The sequence below is a fragment of the Staphylococcus sp. FSL W8-0056 genome (assembly GCF_037963075.1).
Classification (GTDB): Bacteria; Bacillota; Bacilli; order Staphylococcales; family Staphylococcaceae; genus Staphylococcus; species Staphylococcus aureus.
Genome location: NZ_CP150142.1, coordinates 1,230,622 through 1,243,605, shown reverse-complemented (window position 1 = coordinate 1,243,605; position 12,984 = coordinate 1,230,622). Strand labels below are relative to the sequence as shown.

Here is a 12,984-nt window from a genome sequence, read left to right as displayed (position 1 = left end):
TCACAAAATTTTAGGTTTTTAATAACTGTATGCGCTTTCCTGTGATATAATACTTTTGTAAAGAAAAGCATGTGTGGGAGGTATGACCTGTATGTCGAACGAAATACTTATCGTAGATGATGAGGATAGAATCAGAAGATTACTTAAAATGTATTTAGAAAGAGAATCTTTTGAAATCCATGAAGCAAGTAATGGCCAAGAGGCTTATGAACTTGCAATGGAGAATAATTATGCTTGCATACTACTAGATTTAATGTTGCCTGAAATGGATGGTATCCAGGTGGCAACTAAATTGCGTGAACATAAACAAACACCGATTATTATGTTGACTGCTAAAGGTGAAGAAACAAACCGTGTTGAAGGTTTTGAATCTGGTGCAGATGATTATATCGTCAAACCATTTTCACCAAGAGAAGTAGTCTTAAGAGTTAAAGCACTTCTAAGAAGAACGCAATCTACAACTGTAGAACAAAGCGAACCTCACGCACGTGATGTGATTGAATTTAAACATTTAGAAATAGATAATGATGCACATCGCGTACTTGCTGATAATCAAGAAGTTAATTTGACTCCTAAAGAGTACGAATTATTAATATATTTAGCTAAAACACCAAATAAAGTATTTGACCGTGAACAATTATTAAAAGAAGTTTGGCATTATGAATTCTATGGTGATTTAAGAACAGTTGATACTCATGTTAAACGACTTAGAGAAAAGTTAAATCGTGTGTCTAGCGAAGCTGCGCATATGATTCAAACAGTCTGGGGCGTTGGGTATAAATTTGAGGTTAAATCTAATGATGAGCCGGCTAAATAGTGTCGTAATTAAACTGTGGTTAACTATTATTTTAATAGTGACGACAGTTTTAATTTTATTAAGTATTGCTTTAATTACCTTTATGCAATACTATTTCACACAAGAAACCGAAAATGCCATAAGAGAAGATGCTAGACGTATAAGTTCACTGGTCGAACAATCACATAATAAAGAAGAAGCAATAAAATATAGTCAAACATTAATTGAAAATCCTGGTGGGTTGATGATTATAAATAATAAACATCGTCAATCAACGGCTTCACTTTCTAATATTAAAAAGCAAATGTTGAATGAAGTAGTCAACAACGACCATTTTGACGATGTGTTTGATAAAGGTAAATCTGTTACTCGAAATGTAACGATTAAAGAAAAGGGTTCATCTCAAACATATATTTTGTTAGGCTATCCAACAAAAGCACAGAAGAATAGTCATAGCAAATATAGTGGAGTCTTTATATATAAAGACTTGAAATCAATCGAAGATACAAATAATGCTATTACGATTATCACTATAATTACGGCTGTTATTTTCTTAACAATTACAACAGTCTTTGCGTTTTTCTTATCGTCAAGAATTACAAAACCTTTAAGACGTTTAAGAGACCAAGCTACACGTGTATCTGAAGGGGATTACTCTTATAAACCTTCTGTCACAACGAAAGATGAAATTGGTCAATTATCGCAGGCATTTAATCAGATGAGTACAGAAATCGAAGAGCATGTCGACGCATTATCCACATCTAAAAATATTAGAGACAGCTTAATTAACTCTATGGTAGAAGGTGTCCTAGGTATTAATGAGAGTCGACAAATTATCTTATCTAATAAGATGGCGAATGATATTATGGACAATATTGATGAAGATGCTAAAGCTTTCTTATTAAGACAAATTGAAGATACTTTTAAATCAAAACAAACGGAAATGCGTGATTTAGAAATGAATGCACGATTCTTTGTTGTGACCACAAGCTATATCGATAAGATTGAACAGGGAGGTAAAAGTGGTGTTGTTGTGACAGTTCGTGATATGACTAATGAGCACAATCTAGATCAAATGAAGAAAGATTTCATTGCTAATGTATCACATGAATTACGAACACCTATATCATTACTACAAGGTTATACTGAATCAATTGTAGATGGTATTGTTACAGAACCGGATGAAATAAAAGAATCGCTCGCCGTTGTCCTTGATGAATCGAAACGTTTAAATCGATTAGTTAATGAATTGTTAAATGTCGCACGCATGGATGCTGAAGGGTTATCCGTAAATAAAGAAGTTCAGCCTATTGCAGCGTTACTAGATAAGATGAAAATTAAGTATCGCCAACAAGCTGATGATTTAGGTCTAAATATGACTTTTAATTATTGTAAGAAGCGTGTTTGGAGTTATGATATGGATCGCATGGACCAAGTACTAACGAACTTAATTGATAATGCATCACGTTATACGAAACCTGGAGATGAAATTGCAATTACTTGTGATGAAAATGAAAGCGAAGATATTTTATACATTAAAGATACAGGCACAGGCATTGCACCAGAACATTTACAACAAGTATTTGATCGTTTTTATAAAGTTGATGCAGCGAGAACGCGAGGTAAACAAGGTACCGGTTTAGGTTTGTTCATTTGTAAAATGATTATCGAAGAGCATGGTGGTTCCATTGATGTTAAAAGCGAATTAGGAAAAGGCACAACATTTATTATTAAACTACCAAAACCAGAATAAAACTGAATATAGTTATTTAAGAACGCATGTTATTGATTAGAGACTCTAATTTATAGCATGCGTTTTTTGATTGATGTCGAAAGTTTTGTAAGTGGATTAGGATTAGGGTTTTTGCGAATATCAACTATTAAATATATTACTAATTTATATAAAAATATAAAGTTTGATAAAGTTATTTATTTGATTATAAAAATAGGGTAAAATATAGATATATTGTAATAATTAAATTATTCGAGGTGTCATATGAAAAAATTCATTGGATCAGTTTTAGCTACGACATTAATTTTAGGGGGATGTTCCATGATGGAAAATGAATCAAGTAAAGACACGAATACAGAAACAAAATCAGTACCAGAAGAAATGGAAGCTTCAAAATATGTAGGACAAGGCTTCCAACCACCTGCAGAAAAAGATGCGATTGAATTTGCGAAGAAGCATCGTAAAGAATTTGAAAAAGTAGGTGAACAATTCTTTAAAGATAACTTTGGACTAAAAGTTAAAGCTACAAATGTTGTAGGTAAAGATGATGGTGTAGAAGTTTATGTGCATTGCGAAGATCATGGCATTGTATTTAATGCAAGTCTACCTTTGTACAAAGATGCCATCCATCAAAAAGGATCAATGCGCAGTAATGACAATGGTGATGATATGAGTATGATGGTGGGTACAGTGCTGAGTGGCTTTGAATATCGAGCGCAAAAAGAAAAGTATGATAACTTATATAAATTCTTCAAAGAAAATGAAAAGAAATATCAATATACAGGCTTTACAAAAGAGGCAATTAACAAGACACAAAACGTTGGATATCAAAATGAATACTTTTATATCACATATTTATCAAGAAACTTAAAAGAATATCGTAAATATTACGAACCGTTGATTCATAAAAATGATAAAGAATTTAAAGAGGGTATGCAACGAGCTAGAAAAGAGTTAGATTATACTGCTAATAGTAATACAGTAGCAACGTTGTTTAGTACGAATGATAAAAAAAATAGAAAAGAAAAGATAAATAATGTAATAGATTTATCCGAGAAAATTGAAAGAACAAAAGATATGCCAATCAAGAATACTATAACTACTCAATTAGGAAATAAACTTATTGGCACAAAAAAAGCTCGTTTTGATGATAAGAAAGTAGTGTCGTTTGGAGCATTTGAAGATGAATAAAATTAATGATAGAGACTTAACAGAATTGAGTAGTTACTGGGTTTATCAAGACATCAATAAAGATAATGATTTTACAGTTAACGGAAAAAGATTTAAGCAGGTTGATGAATATAATGATAATGGAAATAAAAATAAAAAAGGTGCCTCAGATTTAAAAATTTATGAATTGTTGGATGAAAAAGGAAAACCAACTGGTGAACAAACCATGATTTATCAAGGAACATCTAATGAGGCAATAAACCCTAATAATCCATTAAAATCTTTAGATATCGGAGATGATTGGTTACAAAATGCGAAATTAATGGATAATAGTAATAAGTCAACGGATTATCTTAAGCAATCAGACGAATTTGCAGATTTATATAGAGACAAACTAAATGACGCTAATAAATTAAGTAAGTATAACTTTACACAAAAATATGGTGTTAGTCCAAATAATTACAAAAACAAAACCATTGTGGCGGATGGCGGTAATTCGGAAGGCGGTGCAGGAGCAAAATATCAAGGAGCGAAACATCCAAATGAAAAAGTTGTTGCTACTGACCCAGCAATGGTACCTTATGCTGCTTGGCAGAAATTTGCTAGACCACGCTTTGATAATATGATTAGTTTTAATAGTACCAACGATTTATTAACATGGTTACAAGATCCATTCATCAAAGATATGCCAGGAAAACGCGTTAACATTAGTGATGGTGTGCCCAGGTTAGATGCTTTAATAGACAGCCATGTAGGTTATAAAAGGAAGTTAAATAGAAAAGACAACACATACGATACTGTACCACTAATCAAAATTAAGTCGGTAAAAGATACAGAAATTAAAAATGGAAAAAAAGTAAAAAAGACTATTAACATAACATTAGATATGGATGGGCGAATTCCGATAAATGTTTGGACAGGGGATTCGATTGCACGTTCTGGAAGAGGAACTTTAATTAAACTTAATTTAGAAAATCTTGATGCGTTGAGTAAACTGATTACTGGTGAAACTAGTGGTATGTTAGCAGAATGCGTAATCTTTTTAAATGAAAGTTTTAACATCTCAGAAAATGAAAATAAAAATTTTGCAGATAGAAAGCAACAATTATCAGAAGGATTTAAGGATAAGATTAACTTATTTCAATTAGAAGAAATGGAAAGAACTTTAATTAGTAAAATAAACTCACTTGAAGAAGTTGCAGATGAAACAATAGAAAGTATTAGTGCTGTTAAACACTTATTACCTGATTTTGCATTGGATGCATTAAAAGAAAGAATTAATGAGTTGTTTAAAGGTATAAAATCTTTTATAGAAAAAGTGTATGATAGTATAGATAATGAAATTTTAGAAATTTTCAAAAATATAGATCACGACTTCAGAGATGGAGTATCTGAAGAAATGATGAAACATTTGAAAGTAGTGAAACAGAATATAGAGCGAATAAAAAATCAAAATGATATTTATGGTAGGCAAATTGCAGAAATTAGAAGTATTATGAAACAACAAGATGCAACAATTTTAGATGGGAATTTCCAAATTAATTGTAGCGGCGAAAATATGGTACAGGGTCTAGTTATACCTTCTAATTATTTAGGAAGAAAAATGAAAATATTAAAAGACCATATCGATGATGGTATTAAAAAAATAGCAGACTATGTTCAAAGTATATATGATGAATATGCATCGAAAATTGTTGATGTAATAAAATATTTGATTAATACAATTCCCAAAATACGTAAGAATTTAAGACATGCAATTGAAATGTTAAATGTAAAAAAGAAAGAATTTTTGTCCCTGATTCCTAATGTAACTTGTAATTATATTAAAACTAAATTAGAAGAATTAGATAATACTTTAGGCAAATGGGAGCCATTTCTTAATGATTTAAAAGCAGTGTCACCAATTTTAGATAACCATTTAGATGATATTGTTAAGAACATGAAGCCTTTGATTGTACAGATGTTATTTGAACCATCACATTATGATGATATGTTTATTTTAAACACACAAGCTCATGCACGTCTTGATCAAATGGCACAACAGTTTGAAGTTGTTTGTAATGGCTTGAACGAAAATGAAGGACAAGCAATTCAAACGATGGATCAATCTGCCTCTCTAATACGGTCAAACTTAATTCAAGTTAAAGAACAATTAGAAAAACTAGCTGTATACTAAGTAATTTATTAAATGCTACTTGTTTTCTTTGAGAATAAGTAGTTTTTTTAACATAAAAGTTTTACAAACACATAAATGGGTGATGAGCTATGTTTAAAAGAACAAAACTAATCTTAATAGCAACGATAATACTATCAGGATGTTCAACTACCAATAACGAATCCAACAATGAAACAAAATCAGTACCAGAAGAAATGGAAGCTTCAAAATATGTAGGACAAGGCTTCCAACCACCTGCAGAAAAAGATGCGATTGAATTTTCGAAGAAGCATAAAGATAAAATTGCTAAACGTGGCGAACAATTTTTTATGGATAACTTTGGACTAAAAGTTAAAGCTACAAATGTTGTAGGTAGTGGCGACGGTGTAGAAGTATTCGTGCATTGTGATGACCACGACATCGTATTTAATGCAAGTATTCCATTTGACAAATCAATAATTGAGAGTGATAGCTCATTAAGAAGTGAGGATAAAGGCGATGATATGAGTACTTTAGTTGGTACAGTGTTGAGTGGCTTTGAATATCGAGCGCAAAAAGAAAAGTATGATAATTTATATAAATTTTTAAAAGAAAATGAAAAGAAATACCAATATACAGGATTTACTAAAGAGGCAATTAACAAAACACAAAATAGTGGATATGAAAATGAATATTTTTATATAGTTGCTAATATACCGACGCTCCAAGAATATAGGAAATATTACGAACCCCTAATAAAGAAAAATAATCTGAATTTTAAAAAAGGTATGAAACAAGCAAGGAAAGGAGTAGGCTATAAAGCTGCAATAGAAGTACATACAACATTGTTTTCGAGAAGTAGTAACTTTTCAAAGGACAAAAAATTAGATGATGTTTTAGATTTGTCTGAAAGTACGAAAAAGTTACACCTTAATTTTGAAAATACGAAAATATTTTTACAACTAGCAAAATCTACTATTAGCACTAATCGAGTTAATTACAGTGATAATGAGTCTATAAGGATTGAGGTCGAATGACTTGAAATCAGCTAATTTCTCTATATTCTAAACAAACACATAAATGGGAGATGGGCTATGTTTAAAAGAATTAAACTAATCTTAATAGCAACGATAATACTATCAGGATGTTCAACTACCAATAACGAATCCAACAATGAAACAAAATCAGTACCAGAAGAAATGGAAGCTTCAAAATATGTAGGACAAGGCTTCCAACCACCTGCAGAAAAAGATGCGATTGAATTTGCGAAGAAGCATCGTAAAGAATTTGAAAAAGTAGGTGAACAATTCTTTAAAGATAACTTTGGACTAAAAGTTAAAGCTACAAATGTTGTAGGTAAAGATGATGGTGTAGAAGTTTATGTGCATTGCGAAGATCATGGCATTGTATTTAATGCAAGTCTACCTTTGTACAAAGATGCCATCCATCAAAAAGGATCAATGCGTAGTAATGACAACGGTGATGATATGAGTATGATGGTGGGTACAGTGCTGAGTGGCTTTGAATATCGAGCGCAAAAAGAAAAGTATGATAATTTATATAAATTTTTAAAAGAAAATGAAAAGAAATATCAATATACAGGTTTTACTAAAGAAGCAATTAACAAGACGCAAAACGTCGGGTATCAAAATGAATATTTTTATATTACATATTTATCAAGAAATTTAAAAGAATATCGTAAATATTACGAACCATTGATTCATAAAAAGGATAAAGAATTTAAAGAAGGTATGCAACGAGCTAGAAAAGAGCTAAACTATACTGCTAATACTGATGTTGTTTCTACACTTTTTTCTACTAAGAAAAACTTTACTAAAGACAATACAGTAGATGATGTGATTGAATTGAGTAATAAATTAAAAGATAAACCCAATATGCCTCAAAAATCTCAAGTTACTATTCAATTAGGAAAACCAAGTATAAATACTAAAAAGCCGTTTTATGACGATATAAATCCAATTGAAGGATGAGTGAATATAAAGTGATTAAAATAAATGATAGAGACATAGCAGAATTGAGCAGATATTGAGTTTATCAAGATATAAATGAAAAAAGATTTTAAAGTAAATGGAAAACGGTTCAAACAAATAGATTATTTTAATGATAAAAATAACGATAATATGAAAGATGCAGTTGATATAAAAACCTACGAGCTACTTAATGATCAGGGAGATCCAACTGGTCAAAAGACAATAATATATCAAGGAACATCTAAAGAGGCAATTAATCCAAATAATCCATTAAAATCATCGGGTTTTGGAGATGATTGGCTTCAAAATGCTAAATTAATGAATAATTAAATTAAAATAATAGATTTTTTAACGCAAGTATATGTACTTGAAGATTTATATATAGGTGAACTAAAAGATGCAAATAAATTAAGTGAGTATAACTATATGCAAAATGAAACTTATAAAAGCGCATAAATGGGTGATGAGATATGCTTAAAAAAGCAAAATTAATCTTAATAGCAGCACTAGTACTGTCAGGGTGCTCCACGATTGAAAATGAATCAAAAAAAGACAGAAATACAGAAACAAATACAGAAACGAAATCTGTACCAGAAGAAATGGAAGCTTCAAAATATGTAGGCCAAGGATTCCAACCGCCTGCAGAAAAAGATGCGATTGAATTTGCGAAGAAGCATAAAGATAAAATTGCTAAACGTGGCGAACAATTTTTTATGGATAACTTCGGTCTAAAAGTTAAAGCTACGAATGTTGTAGGTAGTGGCGACGGCGTAGAAGTATACGTGCATTGTGATGACCACGATATCGTATTTAATGCGAGTATTCCATTTGACAAATCAATTATTGACAGTGATAGCTCATTAAGAAGTGAGGATAAAGGCGATGATATGAGTACTTTAGTTGGTACAGTGTTGAGTGGTTTTGAATATCGAGCACATAAGGAAGAGTTGGATAATTTAACAGAAGTTTTAAAAGAATATAAAAGTAAATATAAATATACTGGTTATACTGAAAATGCAATTATGAAAACGCAGAATAGTGGTTTTAGAAATGAGTATTATTATTTGACTGCAATTCCATATACTTTAGATGAATATAAAAGGTATTTTCAACCCTTAATCAAAGAGGATGATAAGTCTTTTAGGGACGGTATGAGAAACTCAAAAAAACAACTTAAAGATAAATCACGTCCATATGTTGTTACAACTTTATTTAGTACTAAAGATAATTTTACTAAAGATAATACAATAGACGAGATGATTGATTTTTCTGAAGTACTAAAAAAGAAAAAGAATATTCCTCATGATTTGAATGTTTCTCTTCAAATTTCTAATAAATATATAAATACAAAAAGACCTAACTATAGTAAGAAGGAAGTAATAGAAGTAGGTGTATTTAATCATGAAAAAGCTAACACGAATGATTAAACTAATAACAATAAAAAGGTAGGTTCAAAAAAGCCATCTCAACAACAGTTAAAACCACAAACCAATCAAACCTATCCAACCAATGAACTCAAATCACCAATGTATCACTCTCCAATAATGTAACTATGATCTAATTAAAGCATAGTTATTGAGGTTTTGTGATATATAGTATAAAATTAATGAGAATTAAATTTAATAATGTAAAATTCATCTTCGGGGTCGGGTGTAATTCCCAACCGGCAGTAAATAAAGCCTGCGACCTGCTAGTATGTATCATATTAGTGGCTGATCTAGTGAGATTCTAGAGCCGACAGTATAGTCTGGATGGGAGAAGATGGAGGTTTTTTGTTGTGCAATAATCCTCCTATTCTTACGAGATGAATGGAAGGAGAAAATTGAATATGCAACAAAATAAACGTCTTATCACAATAAGTATGTTGAGCGCGATTGCGTTTGTGTTAACTTTTATCAAGTTTCCTATACCATTTTTGCCACCATACTTAACTTTAGATTTTAGTGATGTACCGTCACTACTAGCTACATTTACGTTTGGACCAGTTGCCGGTATCGTAGTTGCACTGGTTAAAAACTTGCTGAACTACTTATTTAGTATGGGCGATCCAGTTGGGCCGTTTGCTAACTTTTTAGCAGGCGCAAGTTTCTTATTAACTGCTTACGCCATCTATAAAAATAAACGTTCAACAAAATCTTTGATTACTGGATTAATCATTGCAACAATCGTTATGACTATCGTGTTGAGTATTTTGAACTATTTCGTTCTATTACCTTTGTACGGTATGATATTTAACTTAGCTGATATCGCAAATAATCTTAAAGTAATCATTGTATCAGGAATTATACCATTCAATATTATTAAAGGTATCGTCATTTCTATTGTATTTATTTTACTATATAGAAGGCTTGCGAATTTCTTGAAAAGAATTTAATCAAATTAAAGCAAAATAATATACACATAATAATAAAAAGCAGGTGACTATCAATAAACGATAGCTTGCCTGCTTTTTCTATAGAACATTTGTCTAAAAAATCAATTATTCAAATTTTAAAGCGTCCCCATCAAATGATTCGTCTGCAATTTTAATAGAATCTGTAGGGCATCCATCAATTGCATCTTCCATATCTTCATATAATTCCTCAGGTACTTCTGCAGTACCTTGGTTATCGTCAAGGATTACGAAAGCAATACCTTCGTCGTCGTAATCATATATATCTGGCGCTGCTGCACCGCATGCACCACATGCAATACAAGTATCCATATCAACGATTGTATATTTTGCCAATGTCTTCGCCTCCTTTGATAAAAATGCTAAAATAGTAATGTGACTAAAATTTTAGACAGCATCATTTTTATTTTCAAATTATCCGTTTTACAGAGTGAGGGTTAAATTTGCAACACATTATAAAAACAGCATTACAACAAACATTTAACTATAAAACAAATAAAAGTATTTACAATATCTTAGTTGGTAAGAAATCTCACCAAACCTTTTTTGACGCTTGTAGTCAACAACAGTTGTCATTATATCACAGTTTACCACTATTAAAATATCCGTCTTTTGAGCTATTTTTAGAAAAAATCAATGAATTTAATGCTGAAATGGAAATCATGTTGCATCCTAGATATACATTTGAAAGCATGGGGCAAACATTTCAAGCAATTCAACTATTAGTGCAAACCATGTCTAATACCAAACAACATGTTTTTCATTTTGTACCAATCTCTCAAAATAATAAGATACAAGAAACTGTAAAGATTGTCTATAACTACATTAAAGAAAACCAATTACAAATTGACTTTGAAAATGAACTACATAACTTGTTTAAAGCAATAACTTTAAAAGGGCCATGTTACTTACATTATTATTTGCAAGGCTATGATGAACCAATGTATACGAGACAGCAAGTTAGTTTAATAGAAAAACTATCTCAACAGCAATTGTTTGAATACGAAATGAATAATTTAGTGACAATGATGTTTGAATTAGAAAGTGGAGAATATACTATTTTATCAAAAATAATAATGAAACCTACATTATTAAATCAAACTTATATTACTTATACAAAATTGCTTGAACAATTCACGATGGAAGATATAGCGGCTCAACAACAAGTTAAAATCAATACTATCGAAGATCATGTACTTGAAATCTTAATCAAAGGTTACATGTCTAATTACGATGATTATGTTGAACTAGAAGATCAACTCCAGTTTTTGAATTTTTATCAACAACATCGTGGCGAACGATTAAAATTTTACAAAGAACAATTTGACACGTTATCATATTTTCAATTAAAAGTATTAATCGTTGGATTTGAAAGAGGTGATCTGAATGTTGCATGATATTTTACGAAACAAATTTGGCTTCGAGAATTTTAAACCGGGACAACAGGAAATTATAGAAAGTATAATGTCTCAACAACACACTCTAGGTATTCTTCCAACTGGAAGTGGAAAGAGTTTGTGTTATCAAATACCTACGTATTTATCAGGTAAGCCGACATTAATTATCTCACCGTTAATATCTTTAATGGATGACCAAGTTATGCAGTTGAAAATAAATGGAGAAAAACGTGTAACATGTATTCACTCTGGTATGGATGAAATTGAGAAAAAGCATAATATTAAATGTTTACTACATAGCCGCTTCATCTTTCTAAGTCCAGAATTTCTCCTGCAACCGTCAAATTTTAAATTAATATCTATGATAGACTTTGGCATGATTGTTCTAGATGAAGCACATTGCCTATCTGAATGGGGATATGATTTCAGACCACATTATGCTCTAATAGGAAAAGTAACAAAGCATTTTAAAGAAGCGGTTGTCTTAGCGTTGACAGCAACTGCACCACCGCATTTACAAGATGATTTGACGGAAATGTTAGCGATTCAATTCAACGTTATTAAAACTACAATGAATCGCCCAAACATAAGCTTTAAGCATCTTAATTTTCATGATGATGAAGATAAAATTGAGTGGTTGCTGCCGTTTCTACAACAGTCGGGACCAACGATTATCTATGTCTCATCGAAAAAGATGTGTCTGAATTTAGCGCAACTTATTTATGATTCAGGTTTTCTTACTGGCATTTATCATGGTGATATGAATTATCAAGAGCGACACACAGTTCAACAACAATTTTTAAATAATGATATTCCGATTATAGTCGCAACGAGTGCTTTTGGTATGGGTATTAATAAAAAAGATATTCGCACAATCATTCACTTTCATCTTTCAACAAGTCCTTCTAACTACATTCAAGAAATTGGCCGTGCAGGTCGCGATGGTGAACTAAGTCAGGCAATTAGTTTATTTCAACCGGACGATAAATATATTTTAGAAACGTTATTATTTGCAGATATGATAACAGAAGAAGATGTACAAAATTTCGAAATAGGAGAATTTTTAGCACCCGATAAACAAGACGTTTTGACAACGTTGCATTCATTCTATAGTATCGGCGCCTTGAAACAGATATTTAAGCAATCATTTAAACGAAAGCAATTAGGATTCTTTCGCATGATTGGCTATTGCAAATTGGATCAATGTAGACGGAAGTATTTATTAGAATTTTTCGGTGAATATCCACCGGCACAAGATCGATGTTGTGACAATGATTCTAATATAACTGATATCGTAATTTTAAATAAGAAGAAGGTAATTAGAAGTATTGGATTTGATGAAAAGTTGCAAAATTTATTTCTCAGATAGTAT

General features: G+C 31.2%; 11 protein-coding genes, 1 pseudogene and 1 riboswitch. Of the genes and pseudogenes, 11 read left to right on the top strand and 1 reads right to left on the bottom strand.

Features of this window, described 5'->3' with window-relative positions; translation table 11 throughout:
* Positions 1–91: 91 nt before the first annotated feature.
* The 9 genes and pseudogenes from srrA (at position 92) to NSS86_RS06070 (ending at position 10,197) form a co-directional block, all read left to right on the top strand.
* Complete coding sequence (gene srrA / locus NSS86_RS06110) at positions 92–817, top strand: two-component system response regulator SrrA (RefSeq protein ID WP_000064078.1); 726 nt, start codon at positions 92–94, stop codon at positions 815–817.
* The gene (gene srrB, locus NSS86_RS06105; protein ID WP_000987774.1) at positions 798–2,549 is read left to right on the top strand and encodes a two-component system sensor histidine kinase SrrB; all 1,752 of its coding nucleotides are present in this window, start codon (positions 798–800) and stop codon (positions 2,547–2,549) included. Before srrA ends, srrB begins: the two co-directional genes overlap by 20 nt.
* A gap of 243 nt (positions 2,550–2,792) precedes the next feature.
* Complete coding sequence (locus tag NSS86_RS06100) at positions 2,793–3,719, top strand: DUF1672 domain-containing protein (RefSeq protein ID WP_001557355.1); 927 nt, start codon at positions 2,793–2,795, stop codon at positions 3,717–3,719.
* Positions 3,712–5,874, top strand: coding sequence for a hypothetical protein (locus NSS86_RS06095; protein WP_001033761.1), 2,163 nt, complete (start codon positions 3,712–3,714; stop codon positions 5,872–5,874). The genes NSS86_RS06100 and NSS86_RS06095 overlap by 8 nt, the downstream gene beginning before the upstream one ends.
* An 89-nt stretch (positions 5,875–5,963) precedes the next feature.
* Positions 5,964–6,869: a DUF1672 domain-containing protein gene (locus tag NSS86_RS06090; RefSeq protein ID WP_073429754.1), complete on the top strand. Its 906-nt coding sequence runs from the start codon at positions 5,964–5,966 to the stop codon at positions 6,867–6,869.
* Between the two features lie 57 nt (positions 6,870–6,926).
* Positions 6,927–7,823 (top strand): DUF1672 domain-containing protein, encoded by an 897-nt coding sequence (locus NSS86_RS06085; protein WP_000476354.1) that lies wholly within the window; start codon positions 6,927–6,929, stop codon positions 7,821–7,823.
* Positions 7,824–7,894: 71 nt separating this feature from the next.
* Positions 7,895–8,255: pseudogene (locus NSS86_RS06080) on the top strand (hypothetical protein); the annotation flags it as partial.
* Positions 8,256–8,293: 38 nt separating this feature from the next.
* Positions 8,294–9,250, top strand: coding sequence for a DUF1672 family protein (locus tag NSS86_RS06075; protein WP_000913227.1), 957 nt, complete (start codon positions 8,294–8,296; stop codon positions 9,248–9,250).
* A gap of 205 nt (positions 9,251–9,455) precedes the next feature.
* Positions 9,456–9,590, top strand: a riboswitch (FMN riboswitch).
* A 61-nt stretch (positions 9,591–9,651) separates the two neighbouring features.
* Entirely contained in the window at positions 9,652–10,197 is a 546-nt protein-coding gene (locus NSS86_RS06070) for an ECF transporter S component (RefSeq protein WP_001186912.1), read from the top strand.
* A gap of 105 nt (positions 10,198–10,302) precedes the next feature.
* Here the strand turns inward: NSS86_RS06070 and NSS86_RS06065 are convergent, their stop codons facing one another.
* Complete coding sequence (locus NSS86_RS06065) at positions 10,303–10,551, bottom strand: ferredoxin (protein ID WP_001151997.1); 249 nt, start codon at positions 10,549–10,551, stop codon at positions 10,303–10,305.
* A gap of 107 nt (positions 10,552–10,658) precedes the next feature.
* Here NSS86_RS06065 and NSS86_RS06060 point away from each other — a divergent pair, with 107 nt between their 5' ends.
* Both NSS86_RS06060 and NSS86_RS06055 read left to right on the top strand, forming a co-directional pair.
* Complete coding sequence (locus NSS86_RS06060; RefSeq protein WP_001163801.1) at positions 10,659–11,612, top strand: helix-turn-helix domain-containing protein; 954 nt, start codon at positions 10,659–10,661, stop codon at positions 11,610–11,612.
* Positions 11,602–12,981 (top strand): ATP-dependent DNA helicase RecQ, encoded by a 1,380-nt coding sequence (locus NSS86_RS06055; RefSeq protein ID WP_000902099.1) that lies wholly within the window; start codon positions 11,602–11,604, stop codon positions 12,979–12,981. The genes NSS86_RS06060 and NSS86_RS06055 overlap by 11 nt, the downstream gene beginning before the upstream one ends.
* Positions 12,982–12,984 lie beyond the last annotated feature (3 nt).